Annotated in this window: 18 protein-coding genes; 7 read left to right on the forward strand and 11 right to left on the reverse strand. The window is 46.6% G+C overall.

The window, feature by feature from the left end:
- Nucleotides 1–22: 22 nt before the first annotated feature.
- The 4 genes from RJ47_RS20230 to argR form a co-directional block, all read right to left on the reverse strand.
- Entirely contained in the window at nt 23–460 is a 438-nt protein-coding gene (locus RJ47_RS20230) for a universal stress protein (RefSeq protein ID WP_039486517.1), read from the reverse strand.
- A 91-nt stretch (nt 461–551) separates the two neighbouring features.
- Nucleotides 552–3,131, reverse strand: a complete 2,580-nt coding sequence (locus RJ47_RS20235; RefSeq protein ID WP_038191639.1) for a TRAP transporter permease — start codon at nt 3,129–3,131, stop codon at nt 552–554.
- Nucleotides 3,132–3,354: 223 nt separating this feature from the next.
- Complete coding sequence (locus RJ47_RS20240) at nt 3,355–4,323, reverse strand: TAXI family TRAP transporter solute-binding subunit (RefSeq protein ID WP_005472741.1); 969 nt, start codon at nt 4,321–4,323, stop codon at nt 3,355–3,357.
- Nucleotides 4,324–4,655: 332 nt separating this feature from the next.
- A complete protein-coding gene (argR, locus tag RJ47_RS20245; RefSeq protein WP_005472752.1) occupies nt 4,656–5,126 on the reverse strand; it encodes a transcriptional regulator ArgR in 471 nt (156 codons plus the stop codon).
- A gap of 330 nt (nt 5,127–5,456) precedes the next feature.
- Between argR and mdh the strand changes: the two genes are divergently transcribed.
- Together mdh and RJ47_RS20255 are read left to right on the forward strand one after the other, a co-directional pair.
- The gene (gene mdh / locus RJ47_RS20250; RefSeq protein WP_005472715.1) at nt 5,457–6,389 is read left to right on the forward strand and encodes a malate dehydrogenase; all 933 of its coding nucleotides are present in this window, start codon (nt 5,457–5,459) and stop codon (nt 6,387–6,389) included.
- Between the two features lie 98 nt (nt 6,390–6,487).
- Entirely contained in the window at nt 6,488–6,679 is a 192-nt protein-coding gene (locus tag RJ47_RS20255; protein WP_005472763.1) for a hypothetical protein, read from the forward strand.
- A gap of 63 nt (nt 6,680–6,742) precedes the next feature.
- Here RJ47_RS20255 and RJ47_RS20260 read toward each other — a convergent pair whose 3' ends face one another.
- The 5 genes from RJ47_RS20260 to RJ47_RS20280 all read right to left on the reverse strand — a co-directional run bounded on the left by RJ47_RS20260 (nt 6,743) and on the right by RJ47_RS20280 (nt 11,426).
- Nucleotides 6,743–7,132 carry a RidA family protein gene (locus RJ47_RS20260; protein WP_005472743.1) on the reverse strand — a complete coding sequence of 130 codons (390 nt, stop codon included), beginning with the start codon at nt 7,130–7,132 and terminating at the stop codon, nt 6,743–6,745.
- A 135-nt stretch (nt 7,133–7,267) separates the two neighbouring features.
- Nucleotides 7,268–7,729 (reverse strand): aspartate carbamoyltransferase regulatory subunit, encoded by a 462-nt coding sequence (gene pyrI, locus RJ47_RS20265; RefSeq protein WP_038140359.1) that lies wholly within the window; start codon nt 7,727–7,729, stop codon nt 7,268–7,270.
- A gap of 17 nt (nt 7,730–7,746) precedes the next feature.
- Nucleotides 7,747–8,676, reverse strand: a complete 930-nt coding sequence (gene pyrB / locus RJ47_RS20270; RefSeq protein ID WP_039486521.1) for an aspartate carbamoyltransferase — start codon at nt 8,674–8,676, stop codon at nt 7,747–7,749.
- Nucleotides 8,677–8,926: 250 nt separating this feature from the next.
- On the reverse strand, nt 8,927–9,931 hold the full coding sequence (locus RJ47_RS20275; protein WP_039486523.1) for an ornithine carbamoyltransferase: 1,005 nt from the start codon (nt 9,929–9,931) through the stop codon (nt 8,927–8,929).
- Nucleotides 9,932–10,049: 118 nt separating this feature from the next.
- Nucleotides 10,050–11,426, reverse strand: a complete 1,377-nt coding sequence (locus tag RJ47_RS20280; RefSeq protein ID WP_005472638.1) for a PhoH family protein — start codon at nt 11,424–11,426, stop codon at nt 10,050–10,052.
- Nucleotides 11,427–11,902: 476 nt separating this feature from the next.
- Between RJ47_RS20280 and rapA the strand changes: the two genes are divergently transcribed.
- The 5 genes from rapA to RJ47_RS20305 all read left to right on the forward strand — a co-directional run bounded on the left by rapA (nt 11,903) and on the right by RJ47_RS20305 (nt 18,967).
- The gene (gene rapA, locus RJ47_RS20285) at nt 11,903–14,812 is read left to right on the forward strand and encodes an RNA polymerase-associated protein RapA (RefSeq protein WP_005472723.1); all 2,910 of its coding nucleotides are present in this window, start codon (nt 11,903–11,905) and stop codon (nt 14,810–14,812) included.
- A 63-nt stretch (nt 14,813–14,875) separates the two neighbouring features.
- Complete coding sequence (rluA, locus tag RJ47_RS20290; RefSeq protein ID WP_039486527.1) at nt 14,876–15,613, forward strand: bifunctional tRNA pseudouridine(32) synthase/23S rRNA pseudouridine(746) synthase RluA; 738 nt, start codon at nt 14,876–14,878, stop codon at nt 15,611–15,613.
- A gap of 37 nt (nt 15,614–15,650) precedes the next feature.
- Nucleotides 15,651–16,628 (forward strand): D-2-hydroxyacid dehydrogenase, encoded by a 978-nt coding sequence (locus RJ47_RS20295; protein WP_039486530.1) that lies wholly within the window; start codon nt 15,651–15,653, stop codon nt 16,626–16,628.
- A gap of 168 nt (nt 16,629–16,796) precedes the next feature.
- The gene (locus tag RJ47_RS20300; RefSeq protein WP_039486533.1) at nt 16,797–17,975 is read left to right on the forward strand and encodes a YjgN family protein; all 1,179 of its coding nucleotides are present in this window, start codon (nt 16,797–16,799) and stop codon (nt 17,973–17,975) included.
- Nucleotides 17,975–18,967, forward strand: coding sequence for a M48 family metallopeptidase (locus RJ47_RS20305; protein WP_039486535.1), 993 nt, complete (start codon nt 17,975–17,977; stop codon nt 18,965–18,967). The genes RJ47_RS20300 and RJ47_RS20305 overlap by 1 nt, the downstream gene beginning before the upstream one ends.
- Nucleotides 18,968–19,032: 65 nt before the next feature.
- Here RJ47_RS20305 and RJ47_RS20310 read toward each other — a convergent pair whose 3' ends face one another.
- On the reverse strand, nt 19,033–21,891 hold the full coding sequence (locus RJ47_RS20310; protein ID WP_039486537.1) for a valine--tRNA ligase: 2,859 nt from the start codon (nt 21,889–21,891) through the stop codon (nt 19,033–19,035).
- 117 nt (nt 21,892–22,008) lie between these two features.
- A complete protein-coding gene (locus RJ47_RS20315) occupies nt 22,009–22,458 on the reverse strand; it encodes a DNA polymerase III subunit chi (protein ID WP_005472629.1) in 450 nt (149 codons plus the stop codon).
- Nucleotides 22,459–22,494 lie beyond the last annotated feature (36 nt).

The raw sequence follows: 22,494 nt of genomic DNA on the forward strand, positions 1-22,494 counted from the left end.
CGCCTTGTTGAAGTTGTTTTGATTAGCCTTGAGGCTTAATCACCATCACATTGATGGGAGAGTTTTGTACCACTTTACTTGCCACAGACCCAAGAACAACTTTGTCAATCTTTGAGCGCTTATGACTTGGCATAATAATCAAATCGGCACCAAGTTTTTCTGCGTAGTCGAGAATGGTCGAGTACGCTTTACCTTCGGCAACGTGCGCTTTGTAAACCACCTCTTCAGGGATGTGCGAAGAGGCAAATGCTTTGAGCTGTTCTTCGACATCAGAACGCATTTTTTGCGCGGCATCTTTAGGAAAGTAAGTGGCGACCATCGACATGTGGATACCAGGAAGAACGTTCAACAAATGAATTTGTGCGTTCGCGTGTTTCGCATGCCAGACAGCTTGCTCGATCGCTTTGTCAGAAAAGCCTTTGTCATTAAGATCGACTGGAACAAGAATTTGCTTATACATTGATTATTCTCTTTATCATCGCTTATGAGAAGCGGAATAACTGCATCCTTAGCTTAAGTATAGCCCCGCTGGAGTGGCGGGGCTGATTAACTTACGCGCTCAATTCGTCCCTACGAGCTCGTCTTCTTTGGTTCATTGCTAGACCAATCAGGATAAGAAGTGCAGGCACAAATACCCACTCTTTCATTGGTCGGTCTGCGTCAACAACAACCGAACGGATCTCCCAATCAAAATCAACACCAGCCGATTCTGCAGGGCTACCAAACTCAACCATATCGACAATCATGCGACCATTCGTATCGTTGAGCATCAGACCCATAGATGAGATACGCTCATCGGCGGTTGTTGCGTTATCGTCAAACGGCAAACGAACCGTTTTCGAAATGTAATCCCCTTCAAGGTTTTCACCCGCAACTAACAACTCGATTTCTTGACCAACGGGCAGAGTTTCGGCAATTGCGGCGATTTCAGTGCCCGGGTGCAGTACTTTTGCAGGGTAGATCTGATCCCACCAGAAACCAGGGCGGAAGAAGGTAAAGGTAAGCACAAGCAGTGCAACGGTTTCCCACCATTTATTCTTCGTAAACCACCAACCTTGAGTTGCTGCTGAGAATATCAGCATTGCGATAACCGAAGATATGATCGTGAGCATCAAATGCCACCAACTGTCGATCCCCATCAACAATAACTGGGTGTTGAAGATAAACATGAATGGCAAGATTGCGGTTCGAATATCATAGGTAAAACCTTGGATACCCGTACGGATAGGATCCGATTTTGCGATCGCCGCTGCGGCAAAGGCAGCAAGACCAACTGGTGGGGTGTCATCCGCGAGAATACCGAAGTAGAACACGAATAAGTGAACGGCAATCAATGGAATGATCAAGCCACTTTGTGCACCTAACGTCACAATGACAGGAGCCATCAAAGTTGATACGACAATGTAGTTTGCTGTTGTCGGTAAGCCCATGCCTAAGATCAAACTGATCACCGCGGTGAATAGCAGCATCAGAATGATGTTACCGCCAGAGATAAACTCGACGAAGTCTGTCATCACAAGGCCGATGCCCGTTAGTGTAACTACGCCAACTACTGTACCCGCCGCTGCAGTTGCAACACCGATACCGATCATATTACGCGCGCCTGTCACGAGGCTTTCTAGTAGATCAATGAAGCCTTGCTTGGTCTGCTCTGCAATAGAGCCTTGCTTCGACATCACTGCCATTAGTGGGCGTTGGGTAATCAAAATGAAGATCATAAATACCGTTGCCCAGAATGCCGAGAGACCTGGAGAGAAACGCTCAACAGTTAGACACCAAACCAGTACCACGATAGGTAATAGGTAATGCAGACCAGATTTGATTGTTGGACCAGGCTCGGGAACTTCCGTGAGCTCTGCGTCAATCTCGATCGCGCCTTCTTTAGCGTATCTAGCTGAAATACTCACAAGTCCAACGTAAGCAAGCAGAAGGGCAACGGTTACGATTGGTGTTGCGGCATCGCCAAACACATCTTTCGTCCAACCTACACCGTAGTATACCGCAGCGCTAATAACACATAGGCCGAGTATTGTTCCTGTAAATGACAATAGGCTTTGAACCACCGTTGGCACTCGGCGACGAGGTAGCCCCGTCATTCCCGCTTTACATGCTTCGAGGTGAACAATGTAAATAAGCGCAATGTACGAAATCAGCGCGGGTAAGATAGCGGCTTTGATAACCTCAACGTAGGAAATGCCCACATACTCAACCATTAGGAAAGCGGCTGCCCCCATGATTGGCGGTGTTAGCTGGCCGTTAGTAGACGCTGCAACCTCAACTGCACCTGCTTTAGTGCCTGGGAAGCCAACACGCTTCATTAACGGAATCGTAAATGTACCGGTTGTCACTACGTTAGCAATTGATGAACCAGACACTAAGCCAGACAAGCCAGAAGCGACAACCGCAGCTTTTGCTGGGCCACCTTTCATGTGACCAAGTAGTGAGAAAGCGACTTTGATGAAGTAAGCCCCTGCGCCAGCTCGCTCTAACATTGCACCAAACAGTACAAACAAGAAAACGAAAGAGGTCGAAACGCCCAGAGCAACACCAAATACCCCTTCAGTGGTCAGCCATAGGTGAGACATGGCTTTGTTTAGGCTAGCTCCTTTATGCGCGATAACGTCTGGCATGTGTGGGCCACCAAAGGTGTAAAGCAGGAATACGGCTGCGACAACCATAAGAGGTGGACCTAAAGCGCGACGTGTCGCTTCAAGGAGTAACACCATACCCATCACGGCAACCACGATATCCATGGTGGTAGGCGCACCAGAGCGACCCGCAAGTTGGGTATAGAAAAGATAGATATAGGCGGCAGCAAAGCTTCCTGCTAAAGCCAAAACCCAATCCACAGCGGGAATGCGATCGCGTGGCGAGTTTTTTAAAGCTGGATAGGCAGTGAAAGCTAGGAAAACGGCGAACATCAGATGGATAGAACGCGCTTCAGTATCATTAAGTACGCCAAAATCAAAAATGAACGGCAGAGGAGATGCGTACCAAAGTTGGAACAGTGACCAACATAGCGGCACAAACCATAAGATGCGACCAGGAATTCCACTTGGAGAACGGGCACCAGTATCGGCTTGAGCGACCATATCTTGCACATCTTGAGACGGAGATGTTGTCTTCGACATGTACTTTATCCTTGTTATATGTGGTTCACGTACTATTTGAGTTATGAACCTCTATTTTGCATCTTTCAGTTTAGTGAATAGATGAAATATTGCTCAATCGTGTGTTTTTCTTAGGTATAAAACGGAGAAGAGTTTCAAACATTGAAACTCCAAATAGGTGGTGACGGGTTCGTCACTTAGGTATTGACTAGGGAAGCCGATGCTTCCCTAGTTCAAAGAGCGCTTACTTAAGTAGGCCGATCTCTTTGTAGTATTTCTCTGCACCTGGGTGTAGAGGGATAGAAAGACCTGCTTGAACCATGTCTTCTTTCTTCAAGTTTGCAAACGCTGGGTGCAGACGTTTGAACGTGTCGAAGTTTTCGAATACTGCTTTTGCAACGTTGTAAGCAACATCGTCAGAAACGTTAGCTGTTGTTACCATTGTTGCCGCAACACCGAAGCTGTTCACGTCTTTGTCTGTGCCACGGTACATACCTGCAGGTACTGTGCTGTACGCGTAGTATGGGTTGTTTGCTACGATGTCGTCGATCTTAGCACCCGTTGCTGAAACCAGTTTTGCGTCACAAGAAGTCGTCGCTTCTTTGATTGATCCATTTGGATGACCAACCACGTAAACGAAGGCGTCAATTTTGTTGTCACAAAGTGCTTGCGAACGCTCAGAACCTTTAAGCTCAGACGCTAGCTTGAAGCTATCATTTGTCCAGCCCATCGCTTCCATCACAACACCCATTGTCGCACGGTCACCAGAGCCTGGGTTACCGATGTTTACGCGCTTACCTTTAAGGTCAGAAACGTTTTCGATACCAGCATCGCTACGAGCAATAATGTTGAAAGGTTCTGTGTGTAGAGAGAACATAGCGCGTAGGTCTTTATACGGGCCTTGTTCAGCAAACTTACTTGTGCCGTTGTAGCCGTGGTACTGCCAGTCAGACTGAACGATACCGAAATCAAGTTCGCCTGCGCGGATAGTATTCACGTTGTAGATCGAACCACCAGTCGACTCTACAGAACAGCGAATGTTGTGTTCTTTACGGCCTTTGTTAACTAGCTTACAAATCGCACCACCAGTTGGGTAGTAAACACCAGTTACAGAACCAGTGCCGATAGTTACGAATTCTTGCGCGTTAACTGCGCCAGCGCCCATTACAGCAGCTGCAATAGCGCCAACTTTAATAAGTTTGTTCAATGCCATGAATTTCCCTTCCTTTATTCATTATTAACCCCATTGCAAGTTTAGTTGCTTTGGGAGTTTCCTATTAATGGAAACGGCATCTTTTTCAATCCGTATGTTGAAAAAGTGGCTGAATAATACCAAAAAAACGGCAGATAATTACACGATTGTTAACGAATGTAGTAAAAAAGACTGAATATTAAATCCATGTGTATGAGGGTTTAATGCTTTTAAATTCTTTTAAATCAATATCTTACTGGTTAACTATTGAGCGTCGAAGATTTGTTTAAGATGTGATCTGAATCACGCCATAATATTGGCGGCGTGATTCTTATTTTTGAGATGAATGTGACTTAGCCTGCGTACTCAAACAGGTCACAAACCGAGTCGAAAAGTTGTTCTGTTGTGACGGACAGTGTTGGAGTAATGAAGATCGTATCGTCGCCAGCAACCACACCTAAAATACCTTCCGCTTTGCCAAGTGAATCGAGCAAGCGTGCAATCAACTGCGCAGCTCCTGGACCAGTATGAATGACAACAATCGCATTGTTGTGATCGATATCTAGAACAAGTTCACGAAGTGAGCTAGATACGGTAGGTACACCAAGTTCAGCTGGTAGGCAGTACACCATCTCCATTTTGGCATTTCGCGTACGTACCGCGCCAAACTTGGTCAGCATACGAGAGACTTTAGACTGGTTGATATTTTCAAAGCCTTCATTTTTTAGAGCTTCAACAATATCGCCTTGTGAGCCGAAACGCTCTTCTTTTAATAGGGCTTTAAAAGCGCGAACGAGATTATCTTGTTTTTCTGAATGGCGCATGGTTATTTCACCAGTAGTTTATAAAAAGCGAGTGAATATTCTCGCATAGCTATGCATTCTACGCCAAGACTAGAAGCCAATTATGTCTAAGATATCACTGTAAACTTACTTTTTATTGATAACAAAAATGGTAGTTAAACCTTTGTCATTAAAGGCAAACAAGAGGATAATGCGCACCCCATTTGTGGCACGTTTTTGTCGGATTGCGCAAGGTCGCAAAGCTGACGTTAATTGATTGTAATCAGGTTGTGATTGGTTTAGTTTTGTCACAGCAAATTACATTTCGCCCTACAAGATATATATAAGAGAATCATCTCAAGGAGAACTACGATGAAAGTAGCCGTTATTGGTGCCGCTGGTGGCATCGGTCAAGCCCTAGCTTTACTACTTAAGAACCGCCTTCCAGCAGGTTCTGATCTAGCCCTGTACGATATTGCCCCTGTTACACCGGGTGTTGCTGCAGACCTTAGCCACATCCCAACGCCAGTTTCTATTAAAGGTTTCGCGGGTGAAGACCCAACGCCTGCACTAGAAGGTGCGGATGTTGTTCTTATCTCTGCGGGTGTAGCTCGTAAGCCTGGTATGGATCGCGCTGACCTGTTCAACGTTAATGCGGGTATCGTTAAGTCTTTGGCTGAGAAGATTGCTGTTGTATGTCCAAAAGCACTTGTGGGTATCATCACTAACCCAGTAAACACAACGGTGCCAATTGCTGCTGAAGTATTGAAGAAAGCAGGCGTTTACGACAAGCGTCGCCTATTCGGTGTAACAACACTTGACGTGATTCGTTCAGAAACCTTTGTTGCTGAGCTGAAAGACAAAGATCCAGGCGAAGTTCGCGTTCCTGTTATCGGTGGTCACTCAGGCGTAACAATCCTACCGCTACTTTCTCAAGTAGAAGGCGTTGAGTTCTCTGATGAAGAAGTTGCTGCTCTAACTAAGCGTATCCAAAATGCAGGTACTGAAGTTGTAGAAGCGAAAGCGGGTGGAGGCTCTGCAACTCTATCTATGGGTCAAGCTGCTTGTCGTTTTGGTCTTGCACTTGTTAAAGCTCTTCAAGGTGAAGAAGTGATTGAATACGCTTACGTTGAAGGTGACGGTGAGCATGCCCCATTCTTCGCGCAACCAGTGAAGCTAGGTAAAGAAGGCGTTGAGGAAGTACTAAGCTACGGTCCTTTAAGTGACTTCGAAAAGGCTGCGCTTGACGGTATGCTAGAAACACTTAATGGTGATATCCAAACGGGTGTCGACTTCGCTAAGTAAGCATCTATTAGCGAGATGAATTTAAGCCGGCTTTCGAGTCGGCTTTTTTGATCGTTTTTATGGCTGACTCGTAACTCAATAAAAAGAGGAGAGTCGTCATGGATATTGGTCGCATCAAAAAAGGCATGTTGGTTGAGAGCAAGTATGGGGTAGGACGTGTGTTGGTGGTAGATGAAACGACCCAAGCCGTTCTGCTTGAAGGGCGCGAGTCTCAGCAACAATTTGCCGCTCATATTGATGAACTATTGGATAATCCGCAACTACACCAAGGGTGTGATAAGTACTACTAGTACCGAGACCGTTAAATAGAAAAAAGCGAGCCAAGGCTCGCTTTTTTCGTTTTGCTAAGACAATTACTTACGAACAGCAATCGCTTCGATTTCAATACCCACATCTTTTGGTAGGCGCGCTACTTCGACACATGAGCGTGCAGGGTAGTTAGCTACTTTGTGCTCATCGAAGAATGCACCGTACACCTCGTTTACCGTACCGAAATCGTTTAGGTCTTTAACAAATACTGTCATCTTAACGATATCAGTGACAGATAGGCCAGACGCTTCAACGACAGCTTTTACGTTTTCAAGAGACTGACGAGCTTGCTCTGCGATGTCAGCTGATACTTCACCTGTTGCTGGGTTAACAGGGATTTGGCCAGAAGTCAGAACCATGTTGCCTAGGTCTACACCTTGTACGTAAGGGCCGATTGCTGCTGGTGCTGATTCAGTGTGAAGTACTTTAGTCATTGTTATGTTCCATCTGTTTAGGGTTAGTGGACAGGAAACTCAGTTTGCCGTGATTTACGTGCTGGGTAAAGCAAAAATCCCCGCTGGAATAGGCGGGGATGGGTGAAAACGTGAGCTATTACCGCAGCTTATGCATTAACGCTCAGTCACAATTTCACGAGAGAAGACTTTTTCGCAGTATTTACATTTCAAACGAATATCGTCTTTCTTTTCGAATACTTTAAAGCTGCTCTCTACAGGCTCACCATGAGTAATACAGTTGGTATTTGGACATTCAAATACGTTGTTCACTTGTTCTGGTAATTCTAGCGCCAGTTTCTTTACCACTTGGTAGTTTTCAATCTGGTTGACCGTGGCGTGTGGCGCATACAAGGCAAGTTTGCTCGCTTGCTCTTCGGTAATAAAGATGTTTTCAATCTTGAGCAAATCTTTATGACCAAGTGCCGATGACGGTAAGTTCAGACCAACAGTGACACGCTGCTCTGATTTGTGCATCGAGAAAAGCTTAAGCACTTTAATACCAATTTGCGCTGGAATGTGGTCGATAACGGTACCGTTTTTAATTGCTTCAACCTGCAATTGAGTTTCTTTAGACATGGTAATTTTCCTCTCGATCACAGTGTTTCGTTAAGAACAAGCGCAAGCAGTGCTTGACGTGCATAGACGCCATTTTCCGCTTGTTCGAAGTAATAAGCGTAAGGTGTTTTATCAACGTCGACGGTGATTTCATCCACACGTGGTAGAGGATGAAGTACCTTTAGGTTGTCGCGCGCATCTTCCAGCAAAGCGGCGGTTAGGATGTAAGCTGACTTAATGTGTGCGTATTCTGATTCATCGAAACGCTCTTTTTGTACACGTGTCATGTAGAGCACGTCGAGTTCTGGGATAACGCTTTCCATGTCGGTGTGTAGGCTAAATTCTATGCCTGCTTCGTCTAACTCTTCACAGATGTAATCTGGCATCGCTAACGCTTCCGGTGCGATAAAGAAGAAGCGAATGTTGTTGAATTTTGCGAGTGCCTGAGTCAGTGAGTGAACGGTACGACCATATTTAAGGTCGCCGACAAACGCGACGTTGAGGTTGTCTAAACGACCTTGAGTTTCCGCAATCGAGAAGAGGTCGAGCAAGGTTTGGGTTGGGTGTTGGTTGGCACCGTCACCGCCATTGATGACTGGAACGCCATTGGAAAATTCAGACGCTAGGCGCGCTGCACCTTCTTGAGGATGGCGCATAACGAAAGCATCGACGTAAGAAGAGATCACTTGCACAGAGTCAGCCAGTGTTTCGCCTTTTTTAGCAAGGGATGTGTTACCGCCGTTATCGAAACCAATCACATCACCACCGATGCGTTGGATTGCCGTTTCGAATGACAAACGTGTACGGGTTGATGGTTCAAAGAAGCAGCTTGCGACCACTTTGTTTTTGATCAGCTCAGGCCTAGGCTCAGCTTTAAGCTCACCCGCTGTTTTGACAATCAATTCTAGCTCTTCACGAGAAAGCTCAGGAATTGAGATAATGTGCTTGTTGTAAAGCGTGTTTGTCATAATCATCTTCCCAGTCATGAATTTTAGGCACAAAAAAGCCCCCCATTACGGGAGGCCTTAGAAATCGGTGGAAATAGTAAAATAGAGCGCCGATAAGCTCATTGGCTTACCCAGTGTAATACGCTTTGTAGAGCACGAATTACGTGGCATATTTTTACTACCTCCAGACAAATTGCCGAGCATTATACGCTGAAGATTTGTTAACGCAAGCGATTACATCGAGGGTTTTCCTGTCGATATTCTACCTTGTTTAGCTACCGAGTGTGGCCACCATCACAGCTTTAATTGTGTGCATTCGGTTTTCTGCTTCATCAAACACAATGGAATGCTCGGATTCAAACACTTCGTCCGTGACTTCTAAGCCATTCATGCCGTACTTTTCTGCGACTTCTTTACCTATGGTGGTTTCATCGTTATGGAATGCCGGTAAACAGTGCATGAACTTAACTTGCGGATTGCCCGTTTTAGCAATGACGTCCATATTGACTTGATATGGTTTCATCATGGCGACGCGTTGATCCCACGCTTCTGGTGCTTCTCCCATAGAGACCCAAACGTCGGTGTAGAGGTAATCACAACCTTGTACGCCTTCATCAACATTCTCTGTTAGGGTGATTTTAGCACCAGTGCTGTTGGCGATAGCTAGGCAGGCGTTGACCAGTTCTTCTTCCGGCCAGTAGGCTTTTGGCGCGACGAGGCGGATGTCCATCCCCATTTTCGCTGCGCCCACTAACAATGAGTTGCCCATGTTGTTACGCGCATCGCCAAGGTAAGCAAACTTGATTTCGTGCAGCTGCTTACCGCGGCCATGTTCAAGCATGGTGAGAAAATCTGCCAAGATCTGTGTTGGGTGAAACTCATCGGTTAGGCCGTTCCAGACAGGCACACCCGCGTAAGCGCCAAGTTCTTCAACGATCTCTTGACCAAAGCCACGATACTCAATGCCGTCGTACATACGCCCCAAGACACGCGCCGTATCTTTCATCGACTCTTTGTGACCAATTTGAGAGCCAGATGGACCGATGTAAGAGACTTGGGCGCCTTGATCAAACGCAGCGACTTCAAACGCACAGCGTGTGCGCGTTGACGCCTTTTCAAAGATCAGAGCAATGTTTTTACCCACCAGTTTTTTTTGCTCGGTCCCTGCGTATTTGGCTTTTTTAAGATCAGCAGAGAGATCAAGTAAGAATTGGATCTCTTTGGGAGTGAAATCGAGTAGCTTTAGGAAGTTTCGGTTACGTAGATTAAAGGCCATGCTCCAGTCCTTGAATGTTCATTCTTTCAATGGAGTTAGTTAAACATATTTAACCAATGTTTGTGAATAATTATTTTAAATAAATGCCGAGATATGAATTATATCTCGGCAGAAGTGACTATAAATTCTCTTCGGCATATTCTGCAAGGCGACTGCGAACCACACCATTTAGGTGAATGTTGGCGCTGCCTTCGAAGTTCTTGAAGCGTTCGACCATGTAAGTCAAACCTGATGTCACAGGGGTTAGATAGTGGGAGTCGATTTGAGCCAAGTTGCCTGAGCAGACGATCTTCGTCCCTTCACCACAGCGGGTAATGATGGTTTTGATCTGAGAGGCTGTGAGGTTCTGACATTCATCAAGCAGAACGAAAGCATTTTGGATCGAACGACCGCGCATAAAGTTGATCGATTTGAATTGAATATTGGCTTTATCACAGATGTATTTGAGCGATCCTTCGGTGCAGTGATCATTCTTATGCAGCGCTTCGAGGGTATCGGTGACAGCGGCAAGCCAAGGCATCATTTTCTCTTCTTCACTGCCGGGTAAGAATCCAATTGCCTCGCCAATATCAGGCGTATTTCGCGTAACAATGATCTTATCAAATATGCCTTTCTCGATGGTCTGCTCCAGCGCTGAAGCAAGAGCGAGTAAGGTTTTACCACTACCAGCGGCACCGGTTAAGATCACTAGATCGATATCAGGATCGAGTAGCGCATCTAACGCCATACCTTGGTAAATATTTTTCGGCGTGATGTCCCAAGCTCTTCGGTGCATCATGCGCTCTCGGCTGAGATCCTTGATGGTGATTTTGTCTTGTTCGATCTCCTCAACTCGTCCAGCAAAATCACTCTCTTCATCAATGACGTATTGATTAATGTAGGTGGGTTCAAAGGGCGCGCGATCGAGTGTGTGGTAAGTACGGCCGGCAAGATTCTTACTTTCGACTTGTTCGACGTTACTCCAAAAATCCCCTTCAATTTGTTGGAAACCTTTTGTTAGGTATTGGACGTCATCGATCAATTGGTCTGTTCGGTAGTCTTCGACAAATCGAACTCCGGCACCTTTGGCACGCAAACGCATGTTAATGTCTTTCGTCACCAAGATGACTTCACGAGGTGCTCGTTTATTTTGCAGGTAAAGCACCCCGTTTAAGATTCGGTTATCGCCAGCTTTATCAGCGAAAGCTTTGACGGTTTCTTGCAATTCGAAATCGGCCAGAATGGCGATATGTCCAGTATTCTCTGAGTCTTTGTTAATCGGGATCCCTTCAGAGATTTCATCGGGGGTGGCGTCTTTAAACATGGCTTCGAGCGCTCGGATGGCGACTCGGGCATCACGTGCGACATCGCGTTTGCTGTCTTTAATTCGATCGAGCTCTTCTAATACAGTCATCGGGATGACGACATCGTGTTCTTTGAAGGAATAGATGGCTAAAGGTTCGTGAAGAAGGATGTTGGTGTCTAGAACAAAAAGTTTCCGGTCTGTGTCACCCATAAGCGTCTCCTTGCCGACATGCGGCTTGCTTACCCCTCATACTCTTGTATGAAGTGGTCTACCTGCGGATGCTTGCAGAAATGTAGCCCGGTAATCAGAGATCGCTGATGGTTTGACTACAAAAACTGCAAACCCGTGTTGATCGTCACCCTAATGAAATGCATCTCTTGTGCCAGCCAAATTGTTGACGGCGCAAGTGCATGTTCACCATTAAGTATAAGCCTGTTTTTCAACACTCCTAATTAGAAGTGCCACTGATTTCTTACACTTTGATGTCATGTACAGCTTTGATAAAAAATTGTTGGTTTTTGAGGCCTTTGTACGTGACCAATGTCACAGCTTCGAGTAAGATTAGCGACCTTTTTCTGCGCTGTAGCTGGCCACTCTTTTTCCTCGTCAGCTGCCTTTCAAGTTGCGCAAGAACAGCTAAGATTTATAGACCCATTTTTGAATTAAACAGATGAGGTAGTCGATTCATGACATTTGCTTTGGGCCAGCGCTGGATTAGCGATACGGAAAGCGATCTAGGTTTAGGAACCGTTGTAGCATTGGATGCTCGTACTGTGACATTAATGTTTGCAGCTTCTGAAGAAAATCGAGTGTACGCTCGTAATGATGCGCCCGTAACCCGAGTAACCTTTAACAGTGGTGACGTTATTGAATGCCAGCAGGGTTGGTCACTGAAAGTTGAGCAAGTTGTCGAAGAACAAGATCTGTTTACTTACATCGGTACGCGTGAAGATACAGGTGAAGAAGGTGTGATGCTTCGTGAAATCATGCTAAGCAACCAAATTCGATTCAATAAGCCTCAAGACAAGTTGTACGCAGGTCAAATCGACCGCATGGACAACTTTGTGCTGCGTTACCGTGCATTGATGAACCAATATGAGCAGCACAAGAGCCCAATGCGTGGCTTGTGTGGCATGCGTGCAGGTTTGATTCCTCATCAGTTATATATTGCGCACGAAGTGGGTCGTCGTCATGCGCCTCGCGTTTTGCTGGCTGATGAAGTTGGTTTGGGTAAAACCATCGAAGCGGGCATGATCATTCACCAGCAAGTGCTGGCAGGTCGTGCTGAGCGTATTCTGATCGTGGTACCTGAGACGCTGCAACACCAGTGGCTGGTGGAAATGATGCGTCGTTTCAACCTCCATTTCTCTATCTTCGATGAAGAACGCTGCATCGAAGCGTTTGCTGACTCTGATAACCCATTTGATACTCAGCAATATGTACTCTGTTCTCTCGATTTCTTACGCAAGAGCCGCAAACGTTTTGAACAAGCACTAGAAGGTGAATGGGATCTATTGGTTGTCGATGAAGCGCACCACTTAGAGTGGAGCCCTGAAAAGCCAAGCCGCGAATACCAAGTGGTTGAAGGTTTAGCGGAGCGTACGCCAGGTGTTCTACTGCTAACGGCAACGCCAGAACAGCTTGGTCGTGAGAGTCACTTTGCGCGTCTACGTCTGCTTGATTCAGACCGCTTCTTTGATTACCAAGAGTTCGTCAAAGAAGAAGAGCAATATGCGCCCGTTGCCGATTCAGTTAGCGCTCTATTCTCAGGTCAAAAGCTAGAGAACGACGCGAAAAACCAGATTACAGAACTACTTTCTGAACAAGATGTTGAGCCGTTGTTTAGAATCATCGAGAGTGATTCAGGTGAAGAAGAGAAAGCCGCGGCGCGCCAAGAGCTGATCGATAACCTAATGGACCGTCATGGTACTGGGCGTGTCTTGTTCCGTAACACACGTGCGGCAATCAAGGGCTTCCCTAAACGCAATGTAAACTTACTACCGATGCCTATTCCGCAGCAGTACACCACATCAATGCGTGTATCTGGCATGATTGGCGGCAAAATGAGTGCTGAAGCACGCGCTGTGAAAAACTTATATCCAGAAGAAATCTTCCAAGAGTTTGAAGGTGAAGATTCAAGCTGGTGGCAGTTTGATAGCCGAGTGAACTGGCTACTTGAGAAAATTACCGAAAAGCGTAGCGAGAAGATTTTAGTGATCGCTTCTCGCGCAAGTACCGCTTTGCAGCTTGAGCAAGCGCTGCGTGAGCGTGAAGGTATTCGTGCAACGGTATTCCATGAAGGTATGTCGATTCTTGAGCGTGATAAAGCGGCGGCTTACTTTGCGCAAGAAGAGGGCGGCGCACAGGTGCTGATCTGTAGTGAGATTGGCTCTGAGGGTCGTAACTTCCAGTTTGCCAATCAACTTGTGATGTTCGATCTGCCATTTAACCCAGACCTACTAGAGCAGCGTATCGGTCGTTTGGACCGTATTGGCCAAAATCGCGATATCGATATTCATGTTCCTTATCTGCAAGGCACTTCGCAAGCCATTCTTGCGCGTTGGTTCGATGAAGGTCTCAATGCGTTTGCCGAAACCTGCCCGACTGGTCGCACGGTTTACGACAAATACGCTGACCGCTTAATTGAAATGCTCGCTTCTGGTGATACAACAGAGCTTGATGATGTGATTGCTGAATCTGCAGCCATGAACAAAGAGCTGAAAGCGCAGCTGGAACAAGGTCGTGACCGCTTACTTGAGATGCACTCAAATGGCGGCGAAAAAGCGCAAGCGATTGTCGATAAGATCGCCTCAACAGATGGCGATACCAATCTAGTTACGTTTGCGTTGAGCCTGTTTGATACCATTGGCCTCGATCAAGATGACAAAGGTGAAAATGCTCTAGTGGTAACGCCATCTGAGCACATGTTGGTACCAAGCTATCCTGGCTTGCCTTACGAAGGGGCAACCATCACGTTTGACCGTGATACAGCGCTTTCTCGCGAAGACATGCACTTCATCAGTTGGGAACACCCAATGATTCAAGGCGGTATTGATCTGCTTATGAGTGAAGGCGTGGGAACGGCTGCGGTTTCGCTACTGAAGAACAAAGCGCTACCAGTAGGCACCATGCTGCTTGAACTTATCTACAAAGTGGATGCACAGGCACCGAAGCGTAGTGGTATCAGTCGTTTCTTACCAACGACACCAATTCGCTTGATGCTGGATGGCAAAGGTAATGACCTGTCTGCTCAAGTCGAGTTTGAAAGCTTTAACCGCCAACTGAGCCCTGTGGGTCGTCATATCGCGACTAAGTTAGTCTCTTCTGTGCAAGCTCAGGTGCACCAGTTAGTTGCGGCGGGAGAGACGCTTATCGTTGAGAAAGTGGAAGCGATTCGTAATCAAGCTCAGCAAGAGATGCAAGCTAGCCTTAACAGTGAACTAGAGCGCTTGCAGGCATTGAAAGCGGTCAACCCGAACATCCGTGATGAAGAGATTGATGCCATTGATGAGCAAATCAAAGAGCTAACGGGCTACATCGGCCAAGCTCAGTATCAACTCGATTCGTTACGAATGATCGTCGTATCACATAATTGATGCGGTCTTAGAACTCTTTAAACTAAACCCAGCGTAATGCTGGGTTTTTATTGGATGAACACAATGGCTATGACCGAATACAACCCGCCGCGCGAACCTTGGGTTGATATTGTATTTGAAGACGAACACATCTTGGTGGCAAACAAGCCGTCTGGATTATTGTCGGTGCCAGGCAGGTTGGAAGAACACTATGACAGCTTGTGGTCACGCTTAGTCGCAATTTACCCAGATATCCAAGTGGTGCACCGCTTAGATATGGATACCTCAGGGCTGATGTTGCTCGCAAAGCACAAAGAAGCCGAGCGTTCGCTCAAAAAGCAGTTTCAATATCGCCTTACTCACAAAGTCTATTACGCTCGCGTTTGGGGTCACCCAACCAATGAGCACGGAGAAGTCGATTTACCACTGATTTGTGACTGGCCAAATAGACCGAGACAGAAAGTGTGTTTCGACGACGGTAAGCCGTCAAAAACCTTGTATCAGGTCGTTAAGCGAGAGGAACGAACATCGATTGTACGTCTATTGCCGATTACAGGGCGCTCGCATCAACTGCGCGTGCATATGCAGGCGTTAGGGCACCCAATCGTCGGTGATGAGTTTTACTCAGAAGGGGAAGCGTTTGAGTTTTCTGATAGGTTGGAGCTGCATGCCGCAGAGCTCAGTTTTTATCACCCACACAGTGAAGCGTTGCAATGTGCGTTTGTTCCCTGTGACTTCTATCTTGAAGCAGAGGCAATGATCTTTAACTATTTTTCGCCTATGCGAGAATTACCGGATTATAAAACGCTGCCACGCCCATAACTGACTTACCAATAACTTGGCAGTGAAAGGAGATCCTATGTCGCTGCCAACTTCTGCTACCCCAACCGTTGTTTTTCTTGATCGTGCCACGATCCCCACTCAAATTGAGTTACCCGAACTGGCAGTAGAGCATAAGCGGATCGACTATGACTTTACCTCACCAGAGCAAGTTGTTGAGAGACTTCAAGGCGTTCAGATCGCCATTACCAACAAAGTCATTTTGGACCGCGAGTGTTTACGTCAGTTGCCTGAACTTAAGTTGATTGCGGTATCGGCGACGGGGTTTAACAATATCGATATCGACTATTGTGCCGACCATGGTGTTGCGGTGACCAACGTACAAGGCTATGCGACTCAGTCGGTGCCGGAACACGTTATCGCGATGATCTTTGCCCTTAAGCGCAATCTATTTGCCTACCATAATGATATCGCCGCTGGGGAATGGCAGCGTAATAAACAGTTTTGTTTCTTCACTCACCCTATCGGGGATGTCGCGGGCTCGACGCTGGCCATCATTGGCTCTGGCGCGCTGGGTCAAGCAACCGCAACTCTGGCTAAAGCGGTCGGCATGAAAGTCTTGTTTGCTGAGCGCAAAGGTGCCCCTAATTGTCGAGATGGCTTTGTGCCGTTTGAGGTGTGCTTGCAACAAGCGGATGCCATCTCTTTGCACTGCCCTTTAAATGAACAAACACTGAATCTGATTGGAGAGGGCGAGCTGGCAATGATGAAGTCTAGCAGCCTGCTGATCAATACGGGGCGAGGGGGGCTCGTTGATGAAGCTGCCTTGGTTAACGCGTTGAAGCAAAGAATCATTGCCGGAGCTGGGGTCGATGTCTTTACTCAAGAACCTGCAGATAGCTCTAATCCGCTGTTGGCGAACATGTCGCTACCTAATTTGCTGCTTACTCCACATGTTGCTTGGGGAAGTGACTCATCGATTCAGAATCTGGCTAATATTTTGATGGATAACATTACGGCATTTATCAAAGGCGAGAAACAGAACCGCATTGTGTAATTGAATTGCAGTACGGTGATTTTAACTTATTGACTTTAAAGTAAATAATCAACTGTGAGCTATGTCTATGCTTGGTTATTATTCTGACTCAATTTATAGACGGGATAAATAAAATGTAAGAAATTACGACATCAAAATAATTTATAAATCACGTCAGGAATTTTAGGCATGGACCAAAAACAGTTAACCAATCCCGTTTCATTTCATGGTAGGGGTGGGGAATTTTTCGGTATATGGATAGTTAATATCCTCCTTTCTATTGTTACATTAGGTATTTATTCGGCATGGGCCAAAGTAAGAACAAAGCGCTACTTCTACGGTAACACTCATATTAGCGGTGATAACTTTGAGTATCACGCCAAACCAATACAGATCCTTAAAGGTCGCATTGTGGCACTCGTCGTGGTTCTTATTTGGTCTATTAGTAGCCAATTTTTCCCTGTTGCAAGTATGGCGCTACTGTTAGCATTTTATGCTGCACTGCCTTGGCTACTTTGGAGCAATGCTCGTTTCGATTCCGCAATGACGAGCTACCGAAACGTTCACTTCTCCTTCACGGCTCCGCTTAAGAGCGCATACGTTACGCTACTTGGACGTGGCGTAGGTGCATTGCTCATCCTTGCGGTCTACATAGGTATTTCAATCGCAGTTGGTTCCGTTTCTACCGCAGCAGGAATCGCGATGTGGTTCGGTCTTTTTGCTGTTATGGCAGTGGTTTACGCGTGGGTTGTTGCTGGTGCTCACCGCTTTTTTGCTAATGGCTATCAATATGGTGATTGGAAGTTTAGCGCAGAAATTACAACAGGTTTCTTTTTGAAGACCTACTGCAAGGCGATGATCATCGGTGTGTTGTCTGCGCTGGCATTTGCTGTCGTTGCTATGCTCGTTGTGTTTGGTGGTGTTGAATTTAGTCAGCTGCATCTTTCTGATCTTTCTCAAGTCGGTCATAGTGCAGGGGCGTTTGCGGGTGTTGTCATTGTGTACGCGGCGATGATTGTTTTAACTATCGCGTTGACGGCATATACAACGACTCGTGTGCGTAACTATGTTTTCTCTCAACTGGTCGCTCAACAAGAAGAGCAATCAGAAACGGCCTTTAGATTCGCTTCAACCATGAGTGTCAGTAGCTACATGGGCTTAGTGATTTCTAACTTCTTGCTGCAAGTGATCACATTAGGTCTTGCGCGTCCATGGGTGATGGTGAGAACCAGCCGCTATCTAGCAGAGAGAACTGCGGTGGTGGGTAACATGACTTTATTAGTGGCGGTTGACCAAGATTCCGATGTGAAATCAGCGGTCACGGATGAAGTTGCTCAGGCATTTGACCTCGGTATCGGCATCAACTAATGCGTTTTCAAGGCAGTGCATTTCCGCCGAATAGCTCAGTTCGACTCGCAGCTGAGCTAGATGCGTCCAGTTCAACATCACTTTGTATCGTGACCGAAGAAGAAACGGTTTACTGCGAAGTGGCATGGGTTGAAGTCAGCGCCCCTGTTGGCAACTTGCCCATCCGTTTTAAGTTTGCCGATGGCTGGATGTTTGTCGCAGATAGGACGCCACAAATCAACGAGTGGCTAAAGCGAAACAAGCGCTCTAGCTTCGTCGAGAAGATGGAAACTAAATGGTTCGCTTGGTTGTTATCGGTAGTGTGTTGTATCGGTGTTATTGTCGGCAGTTATGTTTATCTGCTGCCTTGGCTCAGTGAAAAAGTTGCTCATGCCGTTCCAGATACGGTTGCTGTCGCGCTAGGGGATAAGGTGTTGGCGAGCTTGGACGAGCATTGGGCCCCCAGTGAACTGAGTACTTTGGAGCAGGAGCAAATTCGCACAAGAGTGTTCCATTATTTGTCGCAGATCGAGCCATTACCTTACTCAGTCGATATTGTATTTCGCTCTTCAGAGATGGGAGCGAATGCGTTCGCTTTGCCTGGTGGGAAAATTGTCGTTCTTGATCAAATGGTCAAGTTCGCGGCCAATGAGCAGCAGCTTGATAGCATTATTTTGCACGAGCTTGGCCACGTTCATCATCGTCATATGTTAAAGCGTCTTGTTCACTCAAGTATTCTTTCTGTTGGTGTCTCTTTGCTGACAGGTGAGAGCTCAGGAGTGATCGACAACATGGCTGGTGTCGGCGTCTTTTTCTTGTCAAATGGCCATTCACGGGAAGCCGAGATGGAAGCGGATGAGTATGCGAAACACAATATGCGTGTGATTTATGGCAGCAGTGAAGCAATGGCAGAAATGTTTGAGCAATTTAGTCAGCAAGAAGAGTTTGCTATACCGGAGTGGCTAAGCTCACACCCTGACTTCGATGAGAGAATTGAAGCTGCGAGAAATTAGCCACTAGCAAGAATAAAAAAAGCTGGTCGAGTGACCAGCTTATTTGTTTTTACTAGAGGCGAAGATTACAGCGCTGCAATCGTCGCTTTTTGCTCTTCTAGTTTCACTAGAGTCTCTTTGTAGCCTTCTAGCTTCTCACGCTCTTTAGCAACTACCGCTTCCGGTGCTTTAGCAACAAAGCCTTCGTTACCTAGCTTGCCTTCGATACGCTTGATTTCACCGTGAGTCTTCTTGATTTCGCCGTCTAGACGAGCAAGTTCCGCGTCTTTGTCGATAAGACCCGCCATTGGGATCATCAGCTCAGACTTAGCAACCAGTGCCGTTGCGCAAGCTGGTGTTTCTTCACCTGCTTCCAGTACGCGGACAGACTCAAGTTTCGCTAGAGAAACCAGAACTTGCTTGTTCGCTTCTAAGCGTGCTGCATCTTCTGCGCTCGCGGCTTTTAGCATCACTTCAAGCGGCTTACCTGGGTTGATGTCGTATTCAGCACGTAGGTTACGGATGCTAGTGATGAATGACTTCACCCACTCGATGTCATCAAGAGCTGCTTGGTTGAAGTTCGCTTCGTCGAACTGAGGCAGTGCTTGAAGCATGATTGTGTCACCTTCAACACCGTCAACCAGCGGCTTAACGCTCTGCCAGATAGTTTCTGTGATGTATGGGATCACTGGGTGCGCTAGACGAAGTGTCTTCTCTAGAACGGTGATTAGCGTGCGACGAGTACCACGTTGCTGAGCTTCGTTACCTTTCCAAAGAACTGGTTTGGTTAGCTCTAAGTACCAGTCACAGAATTGGTTCCAGATAAATTCGTAAATCGTGTTTGCTGCCATATCCAGACGGAAGTTATCAATGTGACCATTGAACTCTTTTGCTGCTAGTTCAAACTGAGACTCGATCCACTTGTCCGCTAGTGAGTACTCGATCTCACCACCGTTGAAGCCACAATCCTGCTCTTCTGTATTCATTAGTACGTAACGGCTTGCGTTCCATAGCTTGTTACAGAAGTTACGGTAACCTTCCAGACGCTTCATATCCCAGTTGATGTCACGGCCAGTAGAAGCCATAGCAGCAAGAGTGAAGCGTAGTGCGTCAGTACCGTATGGTTCGATACCGTTTTCAAACGTTTTGCGCGTGTTTTTCTCGATCTTCGCTGCAAGTTGAGGCTGCATCATGTTACCAGTACGCTTCTCAACAAGAGACTCAAGGTCGATGCCGTCAATCATGTCGATTGGGTCAAGAACGTTACCCTTAGACTTAGACATCTTGTCACCGTTCTCGTCACGGATTAGACCAGTAACGTATACCGTCTTAAATGGTACTTGTGGCTTACCGTTCTCATCTTTACAGAAGTGCATCGTCATCATGATCATACGAGCAACCCAGAAGAAGATGATGTCGAAACCAGTAACGAGTACGTCTGAAGGGTGGAATGTCTTCAGATCATCTGTGTTCTCAGGCCAACCTTGCGTACCGAAGGTCCAAAGTGCAGAAGAGAACCAAGTATCCAATACATCGTCGTCTTGGCGTAGAACCACAACTGGCGCTAGGTTGTTGTTTGCACGAACTTCTTCTTCAGTGCGACCTACGTATACATTGCCATCGTTGTCGTACCATGCAGGGATGCGGTGACCCCACCAAAGCTGACGAGAGATACACCAGTCTTGAATGTCGCGCATCCAAGAGAAGTACATGTTTTCGTATTGCTTAGGAACGAATTGGATTTCACCATCTTCAACCGCTTTAGTTGCCGTTTCAGCAAGAGGTGCGGTGCGAACGTACCATTGGTCAGTCAGCATTGGTTCAATCACCACGCCGCCACGGTCACCGTAAGGAACCGTTAGATCGTGATCTTTGATTTCATCAAGCAGGCCTAGCTCATCAAACTCAGCCACGATCGCTTTACGTGCAGCAAAACGCTCCATACCGTGGTACTTAGCAGGTAGCTCAGTTGAGTACGCGTCACTCGCTTCGCCGTTGGTGTTGAACACTTCAGCGGCATCACGGATGTTGGCATCAAAGGTTAGGATGTTGATCATTGGTAACTGGTGGCGTTTACCAACTTCGTAGTCGTTGAAGTCGTGCGCAGGTGTGATTTTTACACAGCCAGTTCCTTTCTCCATATCGGCGTGCTCATCGCCCACGATTGGGATACGACGATCAACGATAGGAAGTAGAATTTCTTTGCCGATAAGATCTTTGTAACGTGGATCTTCTGGGTTAACCGCAACACCCGTATCGCCTAGCATGGTTTCAGGACGCGTGGTGGCAACTACGATGTAGTCTTTGCCTTCTGCTGTTTTAACGCCGTCTGCTAGCGGGTAGCGGAAGTGCCACATGTGGCCTTTTTTGTCTTTGTTTTCAACTTCAAGATCAGAAATTGCTGTGTGCAGTTTAGGATCCCAGTTTACTAGACGCTTACCGCGGTAGATTAGGTCATCTTCGTATAGGCGAACAAAAACTTCTTGAACCGCGTTAGATAGACCGTCATCCATTGTGAAGCGCTCACGGTCCCAGTCTACCGATGCACCTAGACGACGAAGCTGTTTAGTGATGGTGCCACCAGACTCGCCTTTCCATTCCCAGATTTTGTCGATGAACGCATCACGACCGTAATCGTGCTTGGTTTTACCTTCTTCAGCAGCGATCTTACGCTCAACAACCATTTGAGTTGCGATACCAGCGTGGTCTGTACCGACCTGCCAAAGGGTGTTTTTACCTTTCATACGCTCTGCGCGGATCAGAGTATCCATGATCGTATCTTGGAACGCGTGGCCCATGTGTAGGCTACCAGTGACGTTCGGTGGTGGGATCATTATTGAGTATGATTCTTTGGTCGTGTCACCGTGTGGCTTGAAGTAGCCTTTCTCTTCCCAAGCTTGATATAAAGCTTGTTCAATTGAAGTTGGGTTATATGTCTTTTCCATAGCTATAGATATTCTGCTGATAGGTCTGGTTTAATTCTAAGTCAATCTTTATAAGTGAGGGATCTCTGACAAGATCGCCTTAGCTATAAGGATTGACCGGTTATTGGTGCGGTGGTGCTAGCTGTGTTCGATCTCGATCGTTTGTAGCTGATAGCCCGCTTGACGGTAGATTTTATATCTTTCTCGCGCCAGTTGCTTGGCTTTTTCTTCGCAAGGGACGAAGTCTACCACCTCAGCAAACTTGTTCGCAAAGGTTGTCTCATTTTCCGCCAAATTTATTACTATTTGCCGATTCCATGAGGGCTTGACAGCTTGGTAGCCTATTTCCACCTTGGTGCCATATTTTGGACCTTCGCCAACCAAGTTGTGGGCAATAAAGTGATGGGGCTCGGCTTGCCAAAAAGTCTCAGCAATCTGTTCTGCGTGCGATTTGTCGTGGCAATTCAGATACACCTTGGCACCTTGTGAGGCAAAATGTCTGGCAAGAAACAGCACATAGTCGCCAAAACCCACGGCATTCGATTGCGGGGAGTCTGGCTTGATAATGTAAAACGTTGCGTTTGCCATTTTATTTAGCTCACTATTGCTTCAGATACAAAAAAG

Origin of the sequence: Vibrio sinaloensis, from assembly GCF_000808535.1 — a bacterium.
In the GTDB taxonomy this organism is placed as follows: Bacteria; Pseudomonadota; Gammaproteobacteria; order Enterobacterales; family Vibrionaceae; genus Vibrio; species Vibrio sinaloensis_D.